At 63.1% G+C, this 24,032-nt stretch carries 24 protein-coding genes and 1 tRNA gene; 15 read left to right on the forward strand and 10 right to left on the reverse strand.

Annotated features, from left to right (window positions below; all coding sequences use genetic code 11):
- Positions 1 to 161: 161 nt before the first annotated feature.
- From ACO59D_RS00440 to aroF, 7 genes are read right to left on the reverse strand one after another with little or no spacing between them, the layout of a single operon-like run.
- The gene (locus tag ACO59D_RS00440) at positions 162 to 1,460 is read right to left on the reverse strand and encodes a shikimate kinase (protein WP_485125309.1); all 1,299 of its coding nucleotides are present in this window, start codon (positions 1,458 to 1,460) and stop codon (positions 162 to 164) included.
- Positions 1,461 to 2,609, reverse strand: a complete 1,149-nt coding sequence (locus ACO59D_RS00445) for a bifunctional chorismate mutase/prephenate dehydratase (RefSeq protein WP_485125310.1) — start codon at positions 2,607 to 2,609, stop codon at positions 1,461 to 1,463.
- A gap of 50 nt (positions 2,610 to 2,659) precedes the next feature.
- Positions 2,660 to 3,775: a chorismate synthase gene (gene aroC, locus ACO59D_RS00450; protein ID WP_485125311.1), complete on the reverse strand. Its 1,116-nt coding sequence runs from the start codon at positions 3,773 to 3,775 to the stop codon at positions 2,660 to 2,662.
- A gap of 2 nt (positions 3,776 to 3,777) precedes the next feature.
- A complete protein-coding gene (gene aroA, locus ACO59D_RS00455; RefSeq protein WP_485125312.1) occupies positions 3,778 to 5,088 on the reverse strand; it encodes a 3-phosphoshikimate 1-carboxyvinyltransferase in 1,311 nt (436 codons plus the stop codon).
- Between the two features lie 5 nt (positions 5,089 to 5,093).
- Positions 5,094 to 6,185, reverse strand: a complete 1,092-nt coding sequence (gene aroB / locus ACO59D_RS00460; RefSeq protein WP_485125313.1) for a 3-dehydroquinate synthase — start codon at positions 6,183 to 6,185, stop codon at positions 5,094 to 5,096.
- Complete coding sequence (locus ACO59D_RS00465) at positions 6,182 to 7,060, reverse strand: prephenate dehydrogenase (RefSeq protein ID WP_485125314.1); 879 nt, start codon at positions 7,058 to 7,060, stop codon at positions 6,182 to 6,184. Before ACO59D_RS00465 ends, aroB begins: the two co-directional genes overlap by 4 nt.
- Entirely contained in the window at positions 7,061 to 8,089 is a 1,029-nt protein-coding gene (aroF, locus tag ACO59D_RS00470) for a 3-deoxy-7-phosphoheptulonate synthase (RefSeq protein WP_485125315.1), read from the reverse strand.
- A gap of 433 nt (positions 8,090 to 8,522) precedes the next feature.
- Between aroF and ACO59D_RS00475 the strand changes: the two genes are divergently transcribed.
- The 4 genes from ACO59D_RS00475 to ACO59D_RS00490 all read left to right on the forward strand — a co-directional run bounded on the left by ACO59D_RS00475 (position 8,523) and on the right by ACO59D_RS00490 (position 10,337).
- Complete coding sequence (locus tag ACO59D_RS00475) at positions 8,523 to 8,777, forward strand: hypothetical protein (protein WP_485125316.1); 255 nt, start codon at positions 8,523 to 8,525, stop codon at positions 8,775 to 8,777.
- A gap of 2 nt (positions 8,778 to 8,779) precedes the next feature.
- Positions 8,780 to 9,061 carry a hypothetical protein gene (locus ACO59D_RS00480; RefSeq protein WP_130812168.1) on the forward strand — a complete coding sequence of 94 codons (282 nt, stop codon included), beginning with the start codon at positions 8,780 to 8,782 and terminating at the stop codon, positions 9,059 to 9,061.
- Between the two features lie 297 nt (positions 9,062 to 9,358).
- Positions 9,359 to 9,574: a hypothetical protein gene (locus tag ACO59D_RS00485; protein ID WP_130812167.1), complete on the forward strand. Its 216-nt coding sequence runs from the start codon at positions 9,359 to 9,361 to the stop codon at positions 9,572 to 9,574.
- Positions 9,564 to 10,337: a Fic family protein gene (locus tag ACO59D_RS00490; RefSeq protein WP_485125317.1), complete on the forward strand. Its 774-nt coding sequence runs from the start codon at positions 9,564 to 9,566 to the stop codon at positions 10,335 to 10,337. Before ACO59D_RS00485 ends, ACO59D_RS00490 begins: the two co-directional genes overlap by 11 nt.
- Positions 10,338 to 10,488: 151 nt before the next feature.
- On the opposite strand, the gene ACO59D_RS00495 is transcribed toward ACO59D_RS00490, so the two are convergent.
- Positions 10,489 to 10,920 (reverse strand): hypothetical protein, encoded by a 432-nt coding sequence (locus ACO59D_RS00495; protein ID WP_485125318.1) that lies wholly within the window; start codon positions 10,918 to 10,920, stop codon positions 10,489 to 10,491.
- Positions 10,921 to 11,062: 142 nt separating this feature from the next.
- Between ACO59D_RS00495 and ACO59D_RS00500 the strand changes: the two genes are divergently transcribed.
- The 3 genes from ACO59D_RS00500 to ACO59D_RS00510 all read left to right on the forward strand — a co-directional run bounded on the left by ACO59D_RS00500 (position 11,063) and on the right by ACO59D_RS00510 (position 12,093).
- Positions 11,063 to 11,350 (forward strand): hypothetical protein, encoded by a 288-nt coding sequence (locus ACO59D_RS00500; protein ID WP_485125319.1) that lies wholly within the window; start codon positions 11,063 to 11,065, stop codon positions 11,348 to 11,350.
- Positions 11,347 to 11,625: a hypothetical protein gene (locus ACO59D_RS00505; RefSeq protein ID WP_485125320.1), complete on the forward strand. Its 279-nt coding sequence runs from the start codon at positions 11,347 to 11,349 to the stop codon at positions 11,623 to 11,625. Before ACO59D_RS00500 ends, ACO59D_RS00505 begins: the two co-directional genes overlap by 4 nt.
- Before the next feature lie 216 nt (positions 11,626 to 11,841).
- Positions 11,842 to 12,093, forward strand: a complete 252-nt coding sequence (locus ACO59D_RS00510; protein WP_485125321.1) for an NADP oxidoreductase — start codon at positions 11,842 to 11,844, stop codon at positions 12,091 to 12,093.
- Positions 12,094 to 12,239: 146 nt separating this feature from the next.
- Here ACO59D_RS00510 and ACO59D_RS00515 read toward each other — a convergent pair whose 3' ends face one another.
- Positions 12,240 to 12,632, reverse strand: a complete 393-nt coding sequence (locus tag ACO59D_RS00515; protein WP_165443630.1) for a flavodoxin family protein — start codon at positions 12,630 to 12,632, stop codon at positions 12,240 to 12,242.
- Positions 12,633 to 12,810: 178 nt separating this feature from the next.
- Positions 12,811 to 12,887 (reverse strand) — tRNA-Arg (locus ACO59D_RS00520).
- 177 nt (positions 12,888 to 13,064) lie between these two features.
- Between ACO59D_RS00520 and ACO59D_RS00525 the strand changes: the two genes are divergently transcribed.
- From ACO59D_RS00525 to mreD, 8 genes are all read left to right on the forward strand, one after another.
- The gene (locus tag ACO59D_RS00525) at positions 13,065 to 15,500 is read left to right on the forward strand and encodes an HAD-IC family P-type ATPase (RefSeq protein ID WP_485125322.1); all 2,436 of its coding nucleotides are present in this window, start codon (positions 13,065 to 13,067) and stop codon (positions 15,498 to 15,500) included.
- Positions 15,475 to 18,171, forward strand: a complete 2,697-nt coding sequence (acnA, locus tag ACO59D_RS00530) for an aconitate hydratase AcnA (RefSeq protein WP_485125323.1) — start codon at positions 15,475 to 15,477, stop codon at positions 18,169 to 18,171. Before ACO59D_RS00525 ends, acnA begins: the two co-directional genes overlap by 26 nt.
- A gap of 104 nt (positions 18,172 to 18,275) precedes the next feature.
- Entirely contained in the window at positions 18,276 to 19,322 is a 1,047-nt protein-coding gene (locus ACO59D_RS00535) for a zinc ribbon domain-containing protein (protein WP_485125324.1), read from the forward strand.
- 129 nt (positions 19,323 to 19,451) lie between these two features.
- A complete protein-coding gene (locus ACO59D_RS00540; protein WP_130812159.1) occupies positions 19,452 to 19,946 on the forward strand; it encodes a peptidylprolyl isomerase in 495 nt (164 codons plus the stop codon).
- Between the two features lie 32 nt (positions 19,947 to 19,978).
- Complete coding sequence (locus ACO59D_RS00545) at positions 19,979 to 21,334, forward strand: tetratricopeptide repeat protein (protein ID WP_485125325.1); 1,356 nt, start codon at positions 19,979 to 19,981, stop codon at positions 21,332 to 21,334.
- A gap of 59 nt (positions 21,335 to 21,393) precedes the next feature.
- Complete coding sequence (gene mreB, locus ACO59D_RS00550; RefSeq protein ID WP_032111833.1) at positions 21,394 to 22,437, forward strand: rod shape-determining protein; 1,044 nt, start codon at positions 21,394 to 21,396, stop codon at positions 22,435 to 22,437.
- Between the two features lie 2 nt (positions 22,438 to 22,439).
- Entirely contained in the window at positions 22,440 to 23,453 is a 1,014-nt protein-coding gene (gene mreC, locus ACO59D_RS00555) for a rod shape-determining protein MreC (protein ID WP_130812157.1), read from the forward strand.
- A gap of 15 nt (positions 23,454 to 23,468) precedes the next feature.
- The gene (mreD, locus tag ACO59D_RS00560) at positions 23,469 to 24,029 is read left to right on the forward strand and encodes a rod shape-determining protein MreD (protein ID WP_485125326.1); all 561 of its coding nucleotides are present in this window, start codon (positions 23,469 to 23,471) and stop codon (positions 24,027 to 24,029) included.
- Positions 24,030 to 24,032 lie beyond the last annotated feature (3 nt).

Below are 24,032 nucleotides of genomic sequence, written 5' to 3' on the forward strand. Positions count from 1 at the left end.
CATCGCTGCTCCACTTGTTCAAATGTGTTGAGCAGAGTATAGAACTCTCATCGCAGCGTCACGCTGTTTGGTAGCATCGAACTCCGTAGGCGTCGCCCATTCTCGGCGGGCGGAAAGCCTGGTATGTCTGCTTGGTGCCTGCCAGGGGTTTTACATGCGGTCTAGAGCCCCAGGAGCTCGCGAATCGCATGTGCGTTACCGGCTGGAGATCCCGTCGAAGGAAGGGTCACGTCTGCCCATGCGCGGTAGCTGCCCATGCGTTCCCTGGCAAGCGTCTCCACGCCCCTTGCGGCCGAGACGGGCCTTCCCGAGGTCTCGAGCTCCGAGATGGGGCGGTCGATGTGGACGATGGTGCCATTCTGGTGGAGAAGGTCGTAGTTCGAGGCAACGGTGACCACGCCGCCGCCGCAGGCGATGACAAGCCCGGAGCGCGCGCCATACTCGCCTGTGACTCTGGACTCCACGCGACGGAATTCCTTCTCGCCCTGCGTGCGAATGATGTCTGCGGCGCTTGCGCCTGCGCTTGTCTCGATGGCGCCATCGATATCGACAAAGGGCCTTCCCAGCATGCGCGCGAGCCGCTTGCCCGTGGTGGTCTTGCCGCACCCCGGCATGCCGATAAGAACCACGTTGGAGGTCTCGGAAAGGATCTGCCGCCCGATGACGTCGACGAGGGAGGCGTCGAGCGTGCGACCCTGGAAGAGTTCGCTTGATCGCAGGGCCTGCGCCACGAGCATGGAGAGCCCCGTCTCGGCGGGGATGCCGAGACGCTCCGCGGCGAGCACGATTCCGGTGCGCGTGGGGTTGTAGATCACGTCAAGCACGCCCGCAAGGTTACCCATGCGCGCAAGGTCATCTTGGGAGACAGGCGTTGCGGGGCAGGCGGGATACATGCCCACCGGCGTGGCATTCACCATGAGGACTGCGTCCGCATGGCGTTCAACCAGCGTCTCGTAGGTGTCGTCTCCCGCGCGAGAGATAACGGAGACCTCGGCGCCAACGTCTTCGAGCGCCTCCTGGACGGCGGCACTCGCCCCTCCACTGCCCAGGACAGCTGCGGACTTGCCGCCCAGAAGTTCCCGTGCGCCCGCGTTGAGCCTTCGGCTACAGAAGCGCTCGAGCATGAGCGAGAAGCCCAGCACGTCGGTGTTCTCGGCAAATATCGTACCATCCGGCCTGCGTACCAGGGTGTTGGCTGCACCTAGGCGCTCTACACGCGGGGAGCGCTCGTCTGCAAGGCGGGCGGCGTCACGCTTGTAGGGAATGGTGACGTTGAGCCCCGCCCACGAGCCCTCGCGCACGAACCGCTCGACCTCATCGGGTTCACGTTCGAAAAGTTCATAGGGGACACTGCCCAGCGCCGCGTGGATGCGGGGCGACCAGCTATGGCCAAGATTCCTGCCAAGCAGGCCAAAGGGTGCCGAGCCAGCGTCGACCCCCGCGTTGGGCGTGCCTGCCATCTAGAGCACCTCCGAGTAGCTGCCGAGATAGCGGCACTCCTCGCAGGCATCGCCAATGGTCGCCATGAGCGTGCGGAACTCGGGTGCCGAGACGGAGCACTCCACGTCGAAGTAGAACATGAACTCAAAATCACGGCCAGGGATGGGACGGCTCTCGAGCTTGATGATGTTGATATCAAGCGCATAGAACTTCGCAAGCACCTTGAAGAGAGCGCCCGGCTGGTGGTCGACGACGATCATGAGAGAGGTGCGGTCTGCCCCGGGGTAGATCTCAAGAGACTTGGAGATGCAGGCAAAGCGCGTGTAGTTGTCGTCTCGGTCCTGGACGTCTCGCATGAGCACGTCGAGGCCGTAGAGCTGGGCGCAGGCACGGCTCGAGAGTGCGGCCACGTCGGTGCGGCCGCTGTCGGCAACGCTCTTTGCCGCCATGGCCGTGTTCTCGACCACGTGCGGCGTGAGGCCCATGCGCTCGATGAAACCGGCACACTGGTTGATGGCCTGCTCGTGGCTGTACACATCGCGGATTTGCTCGACAGCCGTGCCGGGCTTGGCAAGGAGGTTGTGGTCGATCTTCACGCGGGTGGTGCGCACGATGTGGAAGTCGTGCTGCATCATGAGGTCATAGACCTTGTTCACGGAGCCTGCCGTGGAGTTCTCGATGGGTAGGACGCCATAGCGCGAGAAGTCCGACTCGACGGCGCGGAAGACTCCCTCGAATGATTCGAAGTACGAGATGAGCGGATGCTTGAAGATGCGATCCGCGGCAAACTGCGAGTAGGCGCCCTCCACTCCCTGACAAGCCACGAAGGCCTCGCGCGGGAAGAGCTCTGGGGTGGCCTTTCTCGCCTGGTCGATCTTCACCAGGGTCTCGGACGCGTGATCTGCTGCCAGACGCTGGCCCTGCCGCGCGCGCGACGCCTCCATGAGGAGCTGGAACAGGACCTCGGTGTAGGTTCTCAGCTCCTCGGGGGCCTTGGCGGCAAGAGATGCCATGTGCTCACGCTCGCGGGGGCGGTCGAGTACGGGGAGGTTGTTGGCGCGCTTGTATGCGGCGACGCGCTCGGCGCAGCCCATGCGACGCCCGAAGAGCTCGAGGATTTGGTTGTCGATGCAATCTATCTCATGGCGGATGTCTGAGAGGTCTTCCATGTGGTTCTCCGGTTCCTGGCGGTGGGACAAGCGGGGCTGCTTGATGCTGTTTACCCCGCGGGATAGCTGAGCAGTGCGTCGAGAAGCACAAGGGCACAGATTGCCTCGGCAACGGGGACGGCGCGCGTGGCTACGCACGGGTCGTGCCGACCGTGGACGGTGAGCTTGGTGTTGGTGCCGCTCTCAAGGTCGACCGAGTCCTGCTCGCGCGAGATGGACGAGGTGGGCTTCATGGCGATCCTGAAGAGCACGGGAGCTCCGGTGGTGATGCCGCCAAGGATGCCCCCGGCGTTGTTGGTCTTTGGGGTGGGCTTGCCATCGCGCATCTCATAGGGGTCGTTGTTCTCGCTGCCGCGGAGTCTTGCCACCTCGAAGCCGCGCCCAAACTCGATGCCCTTGACGGCGGGGATGCCGAAGGCCGCGCGCGCCAGCATGTTCTCGATGCCATCGAACATGGGCGAGCCTGCTCCTGCAGGCATGCCGCACGCAACGCACTCGATGACGCCGCCAACGGAGTCGAGGTTGCGGCGTGCGCCGTCGATTGCGGCAAGCATGCGCTGCCCGGCAGAGGGGTCAATCGTAGGGAAGCGCGGGCCGTCGGCGAGGATGTCGAGCTGGGCCGAGAGGTGCTCCTGAGCTGCGGGAGAGTTGTCGATGGCGTCGAAGCACTCGTCCTCTACGTCTGAGACGGAAAGCAGGTGCGCCCCAATGCGCATGCCGCGTGCTGCGAGCGCCTGCAGCGCGATGCCGCCTGCGAGGCAGAGCGGCGCCGTGAGGCGTCCAGAGAAGTGGCCGCCTCCCGGGACATCCTGGTTGCCGTGCCACTTCTCCCAGGCGGTGAGGTCTGCGTGACCGGGGCGAGGAACCTTGAGGAGGTTGTCGTAGTCACCAGAGCGCGTGTTGGTGTTCTCGATGGTTGCCGCAAGAGGCGCGCCGCATGTGGTGCCCTGCACATTGAGACCGCTCACAATGCGTGGGCGGTCCTCCTCGCGGCGGGGCGTTGTCCAACTTCCCTGGCCAGGAGCACGTCGCGCCATGAAAGCCTCGAGTGCACCCTGGTCAACCACGAGGCCTGAAGGGAGACCCTCGACCACGCAACCGATGGCGGGGGAGTGGGACTGGCCAAATATCGTGACGCGAAGCGTCTCTCCAAAGCTCGAGGGCATCTCTAGCCTTTCTCTGCGATGCCTCCGAGGGCGCGGAAGTCCTCGAAGAAGCGTGGGTAGGACTTGGCGACGCACTCTGCGCCGCGGATGGTTGTGGGGCCTGTGGCGTTGGCGCCGGCGATGGCTGCCATCATGGCAATGCGGTGGTCGTTGGCCGCATCAACAACTCCACCAGAAAGCGGGCTGTGTCCATGGATGACAAGGGAGTCGTTCTCTGCGTGGACGTCTGCCCCCATGGCCGCAAGAACTGCGCTTACGGTTGCGAGGCGGTCCGACTCCTTGAGGCGAAGCCTCCCGGCGTTGGCGATAACCGTCGTCCCCTCGGCATTGGCCGCAACGGCAGCAATGGGAGGTACGAGGTCGGGGATGTCCCGGACATCGATAGTGCGGCCTACGAGCTTGTCGTGCGTGGCAGATGCCATGCTCCCAGACCTGCTCACGCGTGCGCCAAGCGCCGCGAGGCAGGCAAGGATGGCCCTATCGCCCTGGGCGCTTGCAGGGTCGAGCCCTGTTACGCCCACGCTTCCCGATATGGCGCCCGAGGCCAACCAGAACGCGGAGTTCGACCAGTCTCCCTCGACCGTGACCTCTCCTGGAGAGACGGCACCCCGAGCGGGGGAAACCGAGAATACCGTCGAAGGGCTGCTATCCATAGTCTCGTGCGACACGTCCACGTTGATGCCAAACTCTTCGAGCGCACGGATGGTGAGTCCAATGTAGGACCGTGACTCCACGGGCTCGGTCACCACGATCTCGGTTGGCGAGCAAAGAAGCGGTGCCGCCATGAGAAGGCCGCTCACAAACTGTGAGGAGACGTTCCCGGGAATGGTGAAGCGACCGGGCAGAAGCTGCCCTGCTACCGTGAGCGGAAGTGCGCCACGCGCCGAAAGCGTGACCCCGTGCGATACAAGCTCCTCATAGAGCGGGGAGAGGGGACGCGAGACGAGACGGCCACGCCCGTCAAGCGTGGCGCCTCTCCCGAGGGCCGCCACAACGGGGAGCATGAAGCGAAGCGTGGAACCGGATTCACCGCAGTCAAGGCGAGCGTTCGTGCGCGCCATGCGGCGGTTGTCTGTTGCGGGGGTGCCCGGGAGCGGGTTGACCCTAAAGCCCAGGCGCGTGTATGCGATGCGTGCGCCCAGCGCCTCGAGGCATCCTACCGTGGCGTCGATGTCCTGGGACGTCGTGTTGCAGTTGATGTCCGTAGTGCCAGGGCAGAGCGCGGCCATGATGAGCAGCCTGTGCGCCATCGACTTCGAGGCGATGGCAGGAATGGTGCCGCGGAGCCCTGCCGGGCGAATGGTCATATCCATGGTGGCTACCCCCCGCAGCCCAGATCAATGATGCGACGAAGCTCGTCAAGGGAAACCTTGCGTAGCCCGACTTGCCCGATGCGCTTAGGTACCACGAGGGTGACCCCGTCTGACCGGCGCTTCTTGTCTCGGGCTGCATATTTTAGAAGTACGTCATGGTCGATTGAGGTGCTGGTGGGCAGCCCGTAGGCTTTGACGCATGCCACAATTCGATCTGCGACATCCTGCTCGCACCACCCCAGCTGGGCAGATGCGCGAGCAACGCAGCAAAGGCCTGTGGCCACGCAACTCCCGTGGCCCAAGGAGAAATTGCTTGCTGCCTCGATGGCATGCCCGATGGTGTGGCCAAGGTTGAGCGTCTGGCGCCGTCCGTGCTCCTGCTCGTCGGCCTCGACCACATCGCGCTTTATCTCGACGTTTCTAGCGACAATGCCCACAAGCTTACCGGGGTCAAAGCCCGATTCGCACACCGGCTCTTCTCGCAGCCGTTCGAAGAGGCTCTCGTCTGCAAGGACGCCATGCTTGATCATCTCGCCGCAAGAGTCACGCAGCAGCTCTTGTGAGATTGTTGCAAGGCAATCTGTGTCGGCAACGACAAGCGAGGGTTGCAGGAAGGCACCGGCAAGGTTCTTTCCCGCTTCAAGGTCGACGGCGGTCTTTCCTCCCACGGAAGAGTCAACCATGGAGAGAAGTGAAGTTGGCACCTGTACCACTTGAATACCGCGCTGGTAGATTGCTGCGGCAAGACCTCCCATATCACCGGTGACGCCACCGCCCAGGGCAACTACGGCATCGGTGCGGGTGAGTTCGCGCTGGGCCATCTGCTCGAGAAGTTCGCCTAAGGTCGAGAGACGCTTGTGCTCCTCGCCGGCGGGGAACGTGATGGTGGCGACATCAAGCCCCTTGCCACGGAGCGAGTCCTCCACAGGCTGCGCGTAAAGCGGTGCCACATTTGAGTCGGAGATGAGAGCGATATGAGTAGCCGATGGGCATGCATTGGAAACAAGACTACCCAGCGAGGAGAGAAGCCCTCGACCAACGTATACTTCGTATGACCGCGAGGGGGCGTGCACGGGAATGACGTGGGTTTCGCTCATCGTGCCTCTGCCTCCTTCTTCAGGCGGTCGCCCTCTGCGAGGAGCGCCTGGAGCCTCTCGGCATCCTGGGCATCGATTGCGTCCTTATACGCCTGAAGGTTGTCGATGATGGTTCCAACCTCACGCGAGAGGTTGTCTGCGTTGTCGAGGAAGAGCTCGGTCCACATGGGCGCGTTGAGGCGCGCCACACGCGTGAGGTCCTTGTATGAGCCTGCCGAGAAGCCCTTGTGCTCCTGTGCGGTGGGGCTTTTGACGTATGCATTGGAGACCACGTGCGCGAGCTGCGAGGTATAGGCAATCATGCGGTCGTGGTTCTCGGCTGTGGAGAGGGTGAACGAGCCGAAGCCGCACGGCTCAAGCAGGTGCTTGAGCCGCTCGAGAATGGCCACGCGCTCGAAATCGTCCATCTGTGGTGGCACTACGACCATGGGAGCGTTGTGGAACATGTTCGCCCGTGCGCGGGCGAAGCCCGAATACTGCGTGCCTGCCATGGGGTGGCAGCCCACGAAGGTCCAAGGCCGGCCCTCCGAGATCTTGCCGCAGCGTTTGCATATGATGCGCTTCACGCCAACCGCATCGATGACTATGGCCCCAGGTGAGATGAGATGGGCCATCTCGCCCAGCCAGTCGATGCTCACTTGGGGATAGCCAGCGAGGATGATGAGCTCGCAGGTGGGGATGGTCTCGTCGGTGAGCTCTCCTTTGATGGTCTCAATCTCTGCCATCTCGGTGATGGAGCGCGTGCGATTCCAGCCGTAGACCTCGCGCCCTGCCGCAGCGAGCGCCTTGGCGAAGGAGCCGCCCATGAGGCCAAGGCCAACGATGCCCGTACGGTCGGGGACAAAGGTGGGTACGTCTGGGTTTGCCATGGCCATCTACTCCGCCTCCCCGACGGGGGCGGTTACTGCCTCACGGATAAGGCGGATGCGGCGCATCGCGTCGTCGAACTGGGTTGGGGTGAGTGCCTGTGCGCCGTCTGACCACGCCTCGCTGGGGTTGTCGTGCACCTCGATCTCAAGGCCGTCCGCGCCAGCGGCCGTCGCTGCATAGGCGGCGGATCGCACGTAGCGCGTGTAGCCGGTGGCGTGGCTGGGGTCGCCAACAACCGGCAGGTGGGAGAGGTGGTGCAGCACGGGGATGGCGTTCACGTCGAAGGTGTTCCTCGTGCGCGTCTCGAAGGTGCGAATGCCGCGCTCGCACAGGATGACGTTGGGGTTGCCCTCGCTCATGATGTACTCGGCACCCATGAGTAGCTCGTCGATGGTCTCGGAGAGGCCACGCTTGAGAAGGATGGGCACCTGGGTCTTGCCCACCTCGCGAAGGAGCGGGAAGTTCTGGGCATTGCGCGCGCCGATCTGCATGACGTCGATGCCCTTATCGAGGAAGAACTGCACGTCGCGTGGATCCATGACCTCGGTCACGATGGGCATGCCGAGTTCGCCTGCCGCATCGGCGAGAAGGTCAAGGCCCTTCTCGCCCATGCCCTGATACGAGTAGGGGCTGGTCCGCGGTTTGTAAGCGCCGCCGCGAAGAAGCGTGGCACCCGAGGCCTTGACCGCGCGGGCAATCTCGAGGAGATTCTCGCCCTCGACCGAGCAGGGGCCGGCTATGACCTGGAAGTTGCCGCCACCAATCTTCACCCCGTGGCCGCAGTCAACAATCGTGTCCTCCGGGTGGAACTTGCGGTTTGCCTTCTTGAAGGGCTCTGAGACACGCTGGACGCGCTCGATGATGTCCATGGATTCGAGGAGAAAGGGGTCAATCTGGGTGGTGTCGCCAATGATGCCGACGATGGTCTCGTTGTCGCCTTGGGAGACGTTGGTCTTGAACCCACGGCCCTCAATCCACTTGACGAAGTGGTCGAGCTGGTCTGGCGTCGCTGTCTCTTTGACTACTGCAATCATGGTAGTTTGCCTTTCCCGAGCTGCGGCGGGCCACAGCCGTGTTGTCGCATATGACTTCGAATGCTACCACGGTGCAACCTGTTGTCGGCGCTGGTGCCTGCGGCGTTAACAAAGGCGAGCTAATGGGCGCGACGGTTTGGATGGCGAGAAGGACTGGGAAGAGAGGGGCGTAGCTGGTTGGCTTGGGAAGAGCATCGCTACCATTCCCAACGTAAGCTGCGGGGGTGTGTCAAAGCAACCTGGGTTGGGTGGGGCGATGCATCTGCTTCCATAGGCTCCAGCAGGCCGAACAGAAACCCCAACAAGTCTATGGGCGATGCTGCGCACGTCTTCACCCCTGCCCCCTGCCATTCCTAGATCGAATGACGAAGTGGCGTTCTTGAATAGGTATACTTGTGGGTATACATGATTGCGAAGAAAAAGGTGGGCTACGGTGGTCAGAGTACATGGGAACGCCCTGAAGCACGGGCTCACCAGCGGCGAGGTCGCCTATGCGTGGGAGAACCCAATCAGGTGCCGCCAGTGCAACGGCACGGATGACCCGCCGCTCTGGATCTCGGTCGGCGTGCTCCCGGACGGGAGGTTTGTCGAGCTGGTTGGATTTATGGACATAGACGGCGTGTGGTGCGTGTTCCACGCGATGGTGCCGCCGACGAAGAAGTTCAAGCGTGAGCTGGGATGGAGGTAGACATGGATGGGATCGTTGCCGAGAACGGCAGGGTTGTCACAGATGAGATGATTGCCAACTGGGAGAGCGCGCTTGAGCGCGACGAGTGGCCGAGTGGCTGGGTCAACGTCGGAGAGGTTGTCGAGGGCAAGCTCCCGAAGGCTGCGGCCGAGACGGTGACGCTTTCGCTCAAGGTTCCCGTTGCCATGAAGCGGGCCCTTGAGAGGGAGGCGAAGGCCGAGGGGAAGTCGACGGGGGCATATGCCCGCGGCATCCTCGCCGAGGGTCTTATGTCCATTGCCTAGGAAATGACCCGCCAGCCGTCGGCTGGCGGGTGCCGTGCTTCTACGGGAGCAGTGCGTTACCGACTCAAATGGCGCTCACTGCCTTACTACCATCACCGTGGCCAGCACTCGATGGCGTTCCCCTCGCCTCGCAAGTCCTTTCGAGGGGGCGCTCCAAGCGCTGGTGGGGAGGGCGTCTGCAGTGAATCCGAGCATGGCGGGCCCGCGCGGGGAGTGGGTGTACGCGGCCAGACGGGTGGGAAGAGGCCCGGGCAATGCTATCGTAGGGGCAGGACGCGCAACGAGAGGGGTGCCGCGATGAGACTCTGGAAGGGCGAGGGCGGCCTGATGACGGACGAGCAGCTGCTCCGGACGATCGCCCACTACGGGTCGCTGGACGCCGCGAGGGCGGCGGGGAACGTCATCCTGGTGAGCGACGGACGCGAGCAGGGTCCAGAGAACGCATCACGGGACGGTCGGGCGAGACGGGCTCCGAGGCTGAGCGACTACCTGGAGGGCGAGGATGGACGTTGAAGGTGCCTACGATGTGCTCTGCGACAGGTGGAGGTCCCTTGGGGCTACGCGGCAACGCACGCTGTCCGAGCGGATGGCGGTCGATGTCACGTACAACAGCACGAAGATCGAGAACGACGAGATCACGCTGCACGACACCGAGACGATAATGCGCGACAGCGAGCTCTCGAACTACACGGGTAGCCTGCACGCCGTGTTCGAGGTCTCGAACCACCAGCTGGCGTGGGACGCGGCGGTGCGCGACGCCTTCAGCCCGACCCCGCCGGGGCTGGACCTCGCTCTGGTCCTCGACGTGCAAAGGACACTGACCGAGCACACGTACGACCGCGCGAGGTGGGAAAGGGGCGAGAGGCCGGGAACTCTCAAGCTGAGCGACTATGGCGTCGGGCCGGGCGCGGAGGTCGGGCTTGCGCCAGAGGAGTGCGAAGAGGCGCTCGTCGGGGTGCTCGACGAGGTGCGCTCGGCGATGGAGCAACCGCTTGGCCCCAAGAGGGCGTTGGTATGCGCGACGTACCTGCATGCGCAGATCGTGGACATACACCCGTTCGCGGATGGGAACGGCAGGACTGCGCGGCTGATGCAGAACTACGTGCTCATGGCACTCGGCAACCCGCCGATCGCGCAGAGGGCCGAGGACCGCATCGCTTACTACGGTGCCCTCGACGAGTTCCATGGGGAGGGCAGGCTCGATGGCCTGCTCGAATTCAACAGGGTCGAGTCACTTAGGACGTGGGAGAAGGGCCTCGGCGTGCCATCGAACTAGGTGGGTCAACCAGAGCAATGCGCGGGCAAAGGCGGTCCTGTGCTCCCTCTGTCTCGTCTGCCTCGTGAGGGTCAGTCGGCACCCGGTCCGTCTGCCGGTCGAGCCCTGAAGGCCCGCCCTTCGCTAACCGGTAGATGCCCACGCCTCTCTGCTAGGCTGGGCATTCCGCAAGTGCGTGCGAGCGGCATTGCAAGCGGTGCCTGGCGTGATTGGGTGGTGGCGCAATGGACGGCGCATACGGGCCGATGCTGTTCGACGACGTATCACTCACGTTTTGGGTTGGTAGGGATCTTGACGGGAACCTCTCGGTTAGGCTGCTGTCCCGGGGGTCGGCACCGTCCGGGGTAGCCACGGATGCCGAGGCGAGCCACCTGCCATCGGAGGATGGGACGAGCACAAGCGTGGCGGCACCGAGGTTGCCATCGGCCACGAGCGTTCCCGTCGAGCTGGTGATCCATCCATCGACGGGGTCCCTCGTGTACTCAGACCAGTCGAAGACTCCTCCGCGCTTGGACACGCCGATGAGCCTCAGCTCCTCGGAGTTCGCCTTCACTGCCACGAGGGCCTCTGTCCCGTCCTCCATCGAAGCCTCCGATCTCGCATGACAGCAGCTACACGAGAATCATGCGGGCGAGGAGGGATGGATTCGTGGGTCGGACATATTGCTGCCGTTCTGGTGGTAAGAGTGTTTTGCATTACCTGCTTGAGGGGTGGTGATTGTTCCATTGAACAAGGTTATTGCTGACGGCATGGTCGAGTGGAGACATCCGGACCAGTGCATATCGAAGGCTGATGCGGTGGCCACCTGGGACAACGCCATCAGGAGCCGACCGAGGATTGAGAAGAGCTTGAGAGAGTACCTTGCGATAGGCATCGATGGCAAGGGAAGGGTCATGGAGCTTGTGGCAATTCACAATGATGAGGGTAACTTCCTCATCTACCACGCTTTCATTCCTCCGACAGAGAACGCGAAGAGGGGGCTTGGGATGAGTGAGGGAGGAAGGAGACGGTGAAGAACAACGAGGAGCTGCGCAGGAAGTTCGGTATGACTGGCGAGCAGCTGGATGCATGGGCGAACGAGTACGAGAGCGACGATTGGTCGCACATGCGCTTCGGAGAGGTGATTGTCGGTAGGCCGAGGGTCTCTGGGGAGCCGCTCGATTCCATAACCGTTAAGGTTCCTCACTCCCGTGTCGTGGCAATGAAGAGGATTCAGCAGGAGACGGGAATCACGAAGTCGGACTTCGTGCGACAGACCATTGATCATGAGCTTGCGGCGAGGGCTTAGAGGACGGAGAAGCCCTCTCGCTTGTCGACATTGCCGAGCGAGAGGGTTGTAAATGAGGGCAAGGCATTGAAGATCGCAGCCCCGTGCCTCCACAAGCACGTGCCCGAGTGCGACGTGAGAGGGCGCGCCTGATTCGCCAGACAGCTCTCGTGCGGCCGGCACGCGGAGAAGCACACGGTCGGCTACTGGAGAGGTGAGAGGCGTGAACATCTCAGCATGAGGAAGCACGACCTCACCGACAACGAACCCGATGCGATGGCTGCGCCCTACGAGAGCGGCGATTACCCAAGCGGGGGCGGGGAGGTCTTCACCGGCTCCCACCTCGTCGAGGTGGGAAAGAAGCGCGTGACGGTCATCTATGATGCACGTGACGCGCAGCGCGTGGAGGCCATAGTCCGCAGCAAGGGTATCAAGACCTCCGATGTCTACCGTGATGCGCTTGACTACTATCTCGCATCACAGAAGTAGAGAAGAGTGCGACGTGAGGGTGACGTCTGCCTTGGGCATCGTCCGCAGTCCCTGAATCATCACTGCCAGGACAGTCGCGCAAGTAGACCGCGAGGCCGGCAGAATCGGCCCACGGCCCCTTCTCCGCGCCTCCCCAAACAACCCCCCTACAGGAACTTGCGCGCGAACTCCTCTGCCTCCGCCAGCTGGGCCTCGTTGGGCTTCCCGCGGAAGTACAGCGTCTCTTCCGCCACGCTCACGTCCTTCTCGGCCAGCGCCTCCCGCACAAGCTCAATCGCGTGCTTCGAGATCCAGGAGGTCGAGAAGACCACCGCCTTGCCCACGAGGCTCCCGTCAAGGGATTCCAGGTATGCCCTCAGATGCGAGTCGATGCCATACGCGTAGAGCGCGCCACCAACGAAGAGCACGTCGACGGGTGCGTCTATGCCCGCGTCGGCTGAGTCTACGGAGACGGCATCCACGCCTGCGGCCTTGGCGATTGTTTCCGCGACGGCCTTCGTGTTTCCGGATCGAGAGTAGTATCTAACTGCGGTGGTCATGGGGGTGCCTCCTACGCCTTCTGAACGGACCAGCTTTTTGGGCCTCTTGGAACCCATGGTATCGCTCCCGCCGGCCTCGCGCCGCCGCGCCCCTGCCGGACCATCCGCGCCCTCGCGCGAGCAGGCCGCCCCAAACAGAAAAAGCCCAGGACAACGCATGCCCTGGGCTGCATCTACCTGGTGACCCCGGTGGGGTTCGAACCCACGGCCTTTCGCTCCGGAGGCGAACGCTCTAATCCACTGAGCTACGGGGCCAGTGACCCTTTGATTATAGGCAAACTTCTTAGCTTGGCTACCGTCGAGGGCGATTGCATGCCATCACGACTCGCCCACAACGCCTAACGCGCCACGTAGCTCATGCGGGGGCCCTCGCATACAATGGACCACCAGATATTGGTGACGTATATGCCAGCACCCAAGCGAGGGGAGTCCATGACAGAGAAGCGCCACGCCACGCACGCCAGCGACAGCACGCTAGAGACCCAGGTCACGGGGCTCTCGTCTGCCGAGGTCGAGGAGCGCGTCGCCGCCGGCAAAACCAACGCCAACACGGACGTCAAGACAAAGTCCGTGGGGCAGATTCTTGCTGAGCACGCATTCACGCTCTTCAACGCCGTGAACGTTGGCATGGCAGTGCTCGTCGCCGTCACCGGCCAATGGCGAAACCTCCTTTTTCTAGGTGTTGTCATCTGCAACCTGGTCATCGGCGTCTTCCAGGAGATTCGTGCCAAGCGCATGGTGGACAGGCTCTCCATCCTTACGGAGAAGCGCGTCCGCGTCATGCGCGGCGGACAGGTGTCAGAGATTCTCCCCTTGGAGCTGGTGCTGGACGACTGCATTCTCTTAGCTCACGGTGAGCAGGTCCCTGCCGATTCCGTGATACTCAAAGGCCAGGTGCACGTGGACGAGTCCCTGCTCACGGGTGAGAGCCGCCCTGTTCCCAAAGGGCCGGGGGACACGCTTTTGAGCGGCAGCTTTATTGACTCTGGTGACCTTCTTGCCCGCGTGACCAAGGTGGGCCAGGAGGGCTATGCCGCACGCATCAACGCCGAGGCCAAATACGTCAAGCCCGTTCACTCCCAGATCCTCGACTCGCTCAATGCCATCATCCGACTTGGCACCTACGCGCTTTTCCCGTTGGGCATCGGACTCTTCCTTCGCACCGTCTTCACGGATGGCTCCACCATGAACGATGCCATTCTCTCGGCCGTTGCGGCCGTGGTGGGCATGATCCCCCAGGGGCTGGTGCTGCTTACCTCGAGCATCCTGGCCATCGCCACAACGCGGCTTGCCATGCGCAGGGTCCTCGTGCAGCAGACATACTGCGTGGAGACGCTGGCACGTGTTGACACGCTCTGCCTTGACAAGACGGGGACCATCACAACAGGCCATATGGAGGTCTCACACGTCGAGCCGGCACAGGGCCATACGGGCAACGAGGTCGAGCAGGCCCTCGCCGCGGTCGTCCGCGCCTCCGAAGCTGACGCCAACGACACGGCCCAAGCGCTGCTCGCCCACGCTGATGCCGTGGGCATCGCGAGGGGGAGGGGTTCCCGGTGCGTGATCCCCTTCGACTCTCGTCGCAAGCGCTCGGGATGCGTGACAGCAGAAGGCAGAGCCTTTGTGCTGGGGGCCGCACGCTTTGTGTTGGACGAGCAGGGCACGGCGCAAGCGGCCGTCATCTCTTCCGCGTTCGATGCGTGTGAGCGTGTGCTCGTCATTTGCGAAGTCGCCGGTTTCGACGAGGAGGGCGTTCCACAGGGCAAGGCCTCGCTTCTCGGCGTGGTGGGCATTCGCGATGAGGTCCGCGCGACGGCGCCCCAGACTATGCGCTACTTTGTCGAACAGGGCGTTGACCTACGCATCATTTCCGGGGACGACCCCATGACCGTCTCGGCCATCGCCGCTAGGGCGGACGTCCCGCACGCGAGCGAGGCCGTGGATGCCTCGACCCTCGCCACGGAGGATGACCTCGTGGTGGCAGCGCGGCACTACCACGTCTTTGGCAGGGTGACGCCAGAGCAGAAGCGCTCTCTCGTGCGTGCCCTCCGCGAGGATGGCCACGTTGTTGCCATGACCGGTGACGGCGTGAACGACGTGCTGGCCCTGCGCGAGGCCGACTGCTCGATCTCGGTTGCCTCGGGCTCTGCTGCAGCGCGCAACGTCTCGGAGATAGTCCTTGCCGACAACGACTTCTCTCACATGCCCGAAGTGGTGGCAGAGGGTCGCCGCTCGATCAACAACCTGCAGCGTTCCGCCTCGCTCTTCCTCGTGAAGACCGTCTACACGGCACTTCTCGCCCTCATCTGCATCTTCTTTCCACCGTACCCCTTTATTCCCATCCAGATGTCGCTCATCTCGGCTGCCATCATCGGGATTCCCTCCTTTGTGCTTGCGCTCGAGCCCAACCACGATCGCGTGAGCGGCGGATTTCTTGGTCACGTGCTGGCGCGCTCGATGCCTGCCTCGGCGGGCATCACGGTGGCGCTTGCGATGGCCCTTGTCGCCGAGCGTGCCATGCCTATGACCTTCTCCGAGACCTCGACCGTCTGCATGCTTCTCGTTGCCATTGTCGGCATACGGCTCATCTGGCGCATCTCCCAGCCCCTCACCCCTCTCAGGACGGCGCTGCTCGTGACGGTTGCCGGGATTGTTGCCGTCGGATGTACGGTGTTTGGTGCCTTCTTCAAGGTTGCCCCGCTCACGCCTAGTATGTGTGTCTTGGTCATCGTTGCGGGCGCGCTCTCGTGCGTCCTCTTCGATGTACTCTTCAATCGATCAATCGCCCTTGCCAAAGACGGCGAGGGCATCGCCCGCCTTGCGGACAGACTGGAGGAGACCCATGTCAATCACAGAAGGTACGCCTAGCACCAGGGAGTTCGAGGACGCGGTCCTTGCCGCCCGCCGTCCCGTCCGCGTGAGCGTGGCCGGCCGAGAGGCCCTCACCTTTGACGTCTCTGGGATCCCCGGTGCAGGACGGCTGCCTCGTGCCCTGGTTGAGCTCCTCGAAAATGTCGTGAGGCACTCTGTCAGCGATGCCGACGCCGTGCGCCAGGCTCGTGCCGTGGTCGAAGCAGGGCTTGCCGGCGAGCAGGGCACAGAGATCGAGTTCATGCCGGCACGTGTCCTGTTCCAGGACTTCACGGGCGTGCCGGTCTTCGTGGACTTCGCCTCCATGCGCGATGCTATGGTTGCCCGCGGGGGAGACCCCTCGCGCGTCAACCCGCACATACCCTGCACGTTGGTAGTTGACCACTCGGTCATTGCCGACGTTGCCGGCGAGGCCGACGCCTGCGAGAAGAACCAGGAACTCGAGGCCCAACGCAACCACGAGCGCTTTGCCTTCCTCAAGTGGGCGAGCCAGTCCTTTGAGAACGTGGAGATCGTGCCACCTGGAGCCGGCATTTGCCACCAGCTCAACATCGAGCGCTTCTGCCGCGTGGTGACCACCGATGCGCTCTCCATGCTTGACGAGCCCGTTGCGTGCTTCGACACGCTCGTGGGAACCGACTCCCACACCACCACGGCAAACGGCGTTGGTGTCATGGGCTGGGGCGTGGGGGGCATCGAGGCCGAGGCCGCGGCCCTAGGCCAGCCCATCTCTATGCTTGTCCCGCCCGTTGTGGAGCTGCGCCTTTCCGGTGCCCTTCGCGACGGCGTCTCTGGCATGGACCTCGCACTCACGGTCGCGCAGCTCATGCGTGCGGCAGGTGTCGTCGGCTGTCTCGTTGAGGTGACGGGCGAGGGGGTGGCAAGCCTTTCTGCCACGCAGCGTTCCTGCGTCGCCAACATGACCCCCGAGTACGGCGCCACCACCACGCTCTTCCCCGTGGACGAGAAGACCCTGGACTACCTCACGCTCACCGGCCGCGACGCTGCAGACGTCTCCTTCGCCCGTGCCTACCTCGAGCGTCAGGGCACCTTTGGCGCCACCTCCGGCCGCGCATACGCGCGTACCGTCACGCTCGACCTTGCGACAGTCGAGCCGAGCTTGGCCGGTCCCTCTCGCCCCCACGACCGTGTGGCCATTGCCGGCCTCAAGGAGCGCTTCGAGCGGAGTGCCGAGAAGAACGGTCACGGCGACCTTACGCAGGGCTTCGATGTCACCTGCGGCGATAAGGCCTTCGGGCTTCGCCACGGGGCCCTCGCCATTGCCGCCATCACCAGCTGCACCACCGCCACGGACCCGTCCATGATGGTGGCCGCCGGCCTTCTCGCCAAGCGCGCCGTCGGGCGTGGGCTTGCCCCCAAGCCTTGGGTCAAGAAGATCCTCGCCCCGGGCAGCCATGCCACGCAACTTCTGCTCGAGCGCGCGGGCCTCACGGAGCCCCTTGCAAAGCTCGGCTTCTTTACCTGTGGCTTTGGATGCATGAGCTGCATCGGCAACTCCGGAGACATCCATCCTGCCCTGCGTGAGCGCGCAGACGAAATGGAGCTCACGAGCGTGCTCTCGGGCAACCGCAACTTCGAGGGCCGCATCTCGCCGTACGTGAGCCAGAACTACCTCTGCCAGCCCGCCTACGTGGTTGCCTACTCGCTGGTGGGCACCATGGACGTCGACCTTGCGCACGAGCCCGTGGGCACGGATGCCGAAGGCAAGCCCGTGATGCTGGCGGATCTGGTTCCCACCAACGAGGAGGTCGACGATCTTCTCGCACAGGTCCTCACATCGTCGCTCTTTGCCGAAGCCAAGGGTTCGCTCAAGGAGGGCTCTGCCTCCTGGCGTGCCATCGAGTCCTCCTCGTCCTCGACCTTCCCCTGGGACGAGGGCTCTACGTACGTGCGCCGTGCACCGTACTTCGACATCGCCAAGCGACGCGAGACGGTCGAGGTAAAGGACGCGCGGGCGCTGGCGCTTCTCGGCGACTTTGTGACCACCGACCACATCTCTCCCGCGGGCGCCATTGCGGCCGACTCCCCGGCGGCGCGCTACCTCACCGAGCATGGCGTTGTGCAGAAGGACTTCAACACCTACGGCAGCCGCAGGGGTAACCACGAGGTCATGGCTCGCGGCACCTTTGCCAACGTCAAGCTGAGAAACGCGCTGGCGGGTGGCCGTGTTGGTGGCTGGACGCGCGACTTCTCCGACGGCGAGGTCAAGAGCATCTACGACGCTGCCGTGGACTACGCCGAGCAAGGCGTTCCTCTCGTGGTCATCGCGGGCAAGCTTTATGGGTCTGGCTCCAGCCGCGACTGGGCGGGCAAGGGGCCGCTGCTCCTGGGCGTCCAGGCGGTCATTGCCGAGAGCTTCGAGCGCATTCACCGCTCCAACCTGGTGCAAATGGGCGTGCTTCCGCTCCAGTTCAAGGAAGGTGAGAGCGCCACCACGCTCGGCCTTACCGGCGAAGAGGCCTTCACCGTTGCTCCCGTGAGCCTTGCCGGCGGGCTCCCCAGCCCCCACGAGGTTGAGGTCACTGCGACAAGGCCCGATGGCACAACAACCGTCTTCTCCTGCGTCGTGAGGGTGGATACGCCCATGGAGGGCCGCTTCCTCGAAAAGGGAGGCATCCTGCCCTATGTGCTCGATGAGATTTCCTAGACCTGTGGGTTCTCGCTTGATGGTATTGTGCGGGTCTGTCGGAATGAGGAGAATGTGCGCCTAGGCGGGCTTCGGTGGGTAAGAGTCAGACGGGAGGGTTGCGCATGAGGTGTCCAAACTGTGGTGCGGAGGTGCCTGCGGGTGCTGCCACCTGTTCTGTCTGCCACTACGATCTTGGCCTTACGCAGAGAATTCCTGTAACTAAGGTTGTGTGGTGTCCCACCTGTGGGGCGCTCGTTCCACCCGAGGCGCACTCATGTCCCAAGTGTGGTGCCCCCCTGGGTGCCCCCGCTCGTTCGAAGACCGGTCTCGCGGTTCGTGACCTGGGCATCCCTACCATCGAGGGGGCAAGCGACCAAGATGGGGGAGACGCCCCTGGGGGAGGGGCAGATTCCACTCGTGCCATACCTCGCATCGAGAGCGCCATTCCCTCCGAGGCCAGTCCGGAGTCTGCAACCGTGCGCCATGACCGCATGCCACGCACGCGCGTGCTCATGGTGGCGGCCGTTGCTGCCATTGCGTTGGCTGGGGGCACGGCCCTCTGGATTACGCACCCTTGGGACCCCAGTCTCTATGTAACACACGCACAGACGGATGCCGATACCTCGATGGCGGGCTACCCAGGCTATATTTCCTCGCTTACCGGCCAGGATGGATCGTCCGACTCAACGGATGGCTCAAGCGATGGTTCCAGCGATGGTGCCGCGACGGACTCTGGCTCTGGGACCGTCTCGGTCTACCAGGCAATCAGTGATGACTATGACAAGCTGGGGACTTATGCCGATGAGCTTGACCAGAGCGTCTCTGACCTTGTGTCTGTCGGCGTGAGCGGCACTTCCTCGGAGCGCGAGCAGGGAAAGGAGACGGCCGAGCAGACCGCCATCGCGCTCTCGAACCTCATCGACGACATCTCCTCGCTCGACGATGGCAATGGCACCTATGCAAGCGACATTGCCAACATGGCTACGCTGGGCAACTGGCTGCGGAACCGTTCCGATGCCATCTGCGAGGCATGGGAGGTCTCGGCCACCATGGCCTCAGAGGAGAAGACCATGGCACCGCTCAAGAAGATTGGCTATTCCTCTGGCACCGACAGCTACAAGACGCTTTTTGACGAGAATTACGAATCGTGGAAGCCGGCAGAGCAGTAGCCGCAAGTCATCATCGGCGTCTGGCGATTGCGTGCAGGCCGCTGCTTGCTGGTACTATCGTATAGATAGATGATTGCACGACTCTGCCGGTGCCGCGTGGGCGCCGCGCGCGGACGCTTTGGAGGGGACATGGGTCTCTTTGGTTCCACACCACTCTATACCCCAAAGTACGAGGTAAGGGGCGACGAGGTTGCAGTGTTCGATACTAGCAGGGGCACTGTCGTGGTGCGTCTTGACGGCGAGGGTGCCCCCATTCACGTAGCCAACTTCTGCGAGCTTGCCGAGAAGGGCTTCTACGATGGCCTCACGTTTCACCGTTATGAGCCCGCCTTTGTGATTCAGGGTGGCGACCCAGCAGGCAACGGCACCGGCGGTCCTGGATATCGCATCCACGAGGAGTACACCACCAACCCGCATAACAGCCACGAGGACGGTGCGCTTGCCATGGCGCGTGCATCTGACCCCAACTCTGCCGGCTCTCAGTTCTACTTCTGCCTCGGCCCCCAGCATTTCCTGGATAATGGCTATACCGTGTTCGGGCAGACCGTCGAGGGTCTCGACACCATTGCCGCCCTACGCAAGGGTGACACTATCAACTCGATTACCATCGAACACCGCGCATAGCTTTTGCCGGTGTCGAAGCGAGGGGGTCTCACGTGAATCAGCAGGCATACGAAGCAGGCAAGTCCGCCTATCAGCAGGGTGACTGGCTCACCGCGGTCGACAGGCTCTCCCAGGCCAAGAACCCTGGAGAGGTCTCTGGGGCTGTCGACCACCTCGTGGGCAACTGCTATATGAAGCTTGGTCAGTACGAGTCTGCGGCTGCGGCATACGAGAGTGCGCTGCGCGACGCTGCGTACGGTAAGATAGGACCTCTCTCGTGTAACCGTGGCCGGGCACTTCTCGCTGCGGGACGCCCCGCAGAGGCGGTCACGGCGCTTGCTCAGGCGCTGTCTGACGCTTCCTACGCTACACCCTACAAGGCTCACATGGCCCTTGGTACCGCCTACGAGCGTCTTGGCGACCCTCGCAACGCGGGCATTGCCTATCGAAACGCCGCCATTGACGAGTCGAACCCCAACCCGTCGTCTGCGCTGTGCGACCTTGGCAGCTGCTTCATACAGCTCGGGCGTCCGGTCGATGCCGTTGAGGCATACCGCACCGCGCTTGATTTCTCGGCTCCTCTCCAGAGTCAGAACCAGATCTATTGCGACCTTGGCCTGGCCTACGTGGCCGCCAACCGCATGTCCGAGGCAGTCGATGCCTTCGACCACGCCACCGCCGACGGCACGCTCGCGCTTTCTCCCGAGGCCCAGGCGTCTTATGACGCGGCACGTAAGGCTATGGCTGCCATCACCGGCAAGAAGCGCCCATCTGATACCGATGCGCTCCTGGCTGCAGCCGGATATGGCGGGGAATATGACCCTCTCGACCCGACGGGTGCCTCGGGCGAGCTTATGCCCTCTGCCGATGACACGGGCTTCTTCTCGGTCTCCGAGGAGGACCTTGTCGAGCAGGACAAGAAGGAGCGCAAGATCCGCCGCAAGCACAACCACCGCGGTCTCAAGGTCTTCATCGCGATTCTCATCCTCTTGGTGGTTGCGCTTGGCGCTGCAGGCTACGCATACTATCGCGGCTACGGTTGGCCTACCCAGGAGGCCGTGGTCGAGCAGCTCTTTGATGCCAAGACCTCCGGTACGGATCTGGGGAGCTTCTTGGCCGCCTCGGTGCCTGCCTCTGATGCCGGGGCCATCGAGGCCACGGTGCCCTCTGGAGCAACCATCAAGTCCACCGAGGTTGACAGGAGCATGACCGAGTCCACGGTTACGGTCACGGCCTCCCTCCCAAGCGGGGAGAGCCAGACCTACACCGTTTCTCTCGTGCGTGATGGCATCTCTTGGAAGGTCACCAATGTAACGAGCGACGTTGCGTCTGCGGCTTCGACCACGACCGCCACGATGACCACCACTGGAACGACCACGACCACCACGGGTACCTCGACCCAGGGCTAGTCACTCTCTGCACCATGCAACGCATGCCAGCCTTGGCGTGCAGACGGGATATGGAAGCTATGTCGATCTTCGACTCACTGTTTGGCGAATACGGTGGCGACCTGGCTATTGACCTGGGCACCGCCAACACGCTCGTAGCCGTGCGAGGCCAGGGCATCGTCATCAACGAGCCCTCCGTTGTTGCCATCGACAAGAGCGAGAGCCGTGTCCTTGCTGTTGGCGCCGATGCAAAGCGCATGATAGGCCGCACCCCTGGCTCCATCATTGCCGAGCGTCCGCTCAAGGACGGTGTCATCGCCGACTTCGATGTCACCGAGGTCATGCTCAGGTACTTCATCGAGAAGGCCCGAGAGCGTCGCTACCCCTGGTCCCCTCGCCCTCGTGTTGTTGTGTGCGTTCCATCTGGCGTCACGTCCGTCGAGAAGCGCGCTGTCTTCGAGGCGACCATCCAGGCGGGCGCTCGTCAGGCATACCTCATCGAGGAGCCCATGGCCGCCGCCATTGGCGCGGACCTTCCCATCGAGGACCCAACGGGTTCGATGGTCGTTGACATTGGTGGCGGTACCACCGAGGTCGCCGTCATTTCCATGGGCGGCATCGTCGTCTCGCAGTCGATCCGTACCGCCGGTGACGAGTTTGACCAGACCATCCTCGAGCACGTTCGTGACGCCTACAACCTCTCCATCGGCGAGCGCACCGCTGAGGACATCAAGATCAAGGTTGGCTCCGCCGCACCCCTGGCCGAGGAGCTCGACGTTGAGGTGAATGGCCGTGACGTCATGAGCGGCCTGCCCAAGACGGTTCGCATCGAGAGCGAGGAGATTCGCCGCGCCCTTGATCGCCCCCTCGACGAGGTCACGAAGGCCGTCAAGGACGCTCTCGATGTAACGCCGCCAGACCTTGCGTCTGACCTCATGTTCTACGGCATTCTGCTCACCGGTGGCGGAGGCCTTCTCCGCGGCCTTGACCAGCGGCTTCGCGAGGAGACCGGCGTGCCTGTCAACGTGAGCCCCACGGCTCTCGAAAACGTCGTTACCGGTTGTGCTAAGGTCCTTGAGGCAAATGCGCTTTCCGGTGGCTTCGTCCAGAGTACGGGACAGTAGGCGTGCCGCGCAGAGGCAACAGGGTCCCTACGTCGGGGCTGGGCAACAACAACCAGGGTACGGGTGGGCGCGAGCTCGTGGTGTGCCTCATCATCTCGGTCGTCCTCTTCACCATTGGCGTTCGCACGGGGGAGAGCGGCCCGCTTGGCGTTGTGCGTGGCGGATTCCAGACCATCACCGCGCCGGTGAGGCTGGCAGGGTCTGCCATATCGATGCCCTTCCAGGGCCTGGGCAACATCTTCTCCAACCTCACTGCAGACCAGGCGACGCTCTCGGAGCTCCAGGCCGAAAACGACGAACTGCGCACTAGGAACGCCGAGCTCGAAGAGGCCGAGCAGACGGCAACTCGCCTGCAGGGGCTTCTCAACCTCCAGAGCACATACGACCTCCAGTCGACCGCTGCCCATATCATCTCGGGGTCCAGCGATTCGTGGTCGTCGACGGTCACCATCGACAAGGGCACCAGCTCCGGGCTCTCCGTCGGGATGCCTGTGACCTCGTCGTCTGGCGTCATCGGGCAGATCGTCCAATGCGGGGCCACATCATCCACGGTCCTTCTCATGACCGATGAGTCTTCGAGCATCTCTGCCATGGTTCAGTCGAGCAGGGCCCAAGGCATGCTCGATGGGTCTGCGGCAGGGGAGGTCCGCCTCGATATGATTCGCACCGACCAGACGGTCGAGGTTGGGGACATTGTGGTCACAAGCGGCCTGGGAGGCGTCTTCCCCAAGGGACTCCCTCTGGGCAAGGTAACGAGCGTCGAGAAGAACCCTGGCTCGATGTACTACACGATCGTCGTTGAGCCCTACGCGCACATGGAGAATGCCGAGGAGGTCCTTGTCATCACGTCGCTCACGGATTCCCAGATAGCAACATCCGAAGATGTTGCGTCTGCAGACGTCCAGGAGACCTCGGCGAGTGCTGCAACCACGGCCGATACCGAAAGCGCTGGCTCGACCACGTCAGACGGCACGACCTCGACAACGTCGTCCACAACGACGACCACCGGCAACTAGGAAGGAGGGTTCGCCGTGCAGGTGGCTGATAAGAACAGGGACCGGCGAGGCGCTCTCATCCTCGTCCTTGTGTGCTTGGTGCTCCAGCTTGCCCTCGCTCCCAACATTGCTCTTGGTAATGGGCGCGCGAACTTCGCCCTCGTCTTTACCGCGTGTGTCGCGTTCAATGCTGGTGGGAGAAATGGTGTTCTTGCCGGCTTTGCCGCAGGTCTCGTCTTTGACCTTTCTACCACGGGTCCGGTGGGCCTCATGGCGGGGTGCTGTGCCGTTGCCGCCTACCTGATGGGCCAGGATGGAAGAAACCGCATGGCAGGGGAGTTTGGTGCCTGCGTCGTGGAGTTCTCGATTGCTGCACTTGTGGTGTCTCTCATCTACCACCTGGCCATGCTCATGGTCGGGCAGTCATCCTCCCTGCTTGACGTCCTGCTTTTGCGTATGCTTCCCACAGCGCTGCTCACCATCGTCGCCTTTCTGCCCTTTGCCTGGTTCTATTCGCGCTTCGGAGGTGGCAGGCCAGGCCTCTCCATGGGTAGGCGCGGTCGTGGCGGCGCGCATCTCAGCACCAGGGGCCTCTAGGGT

It is taken from the genome of Tractidigestivibacter sp. (genome assembly GCF_057241865.1).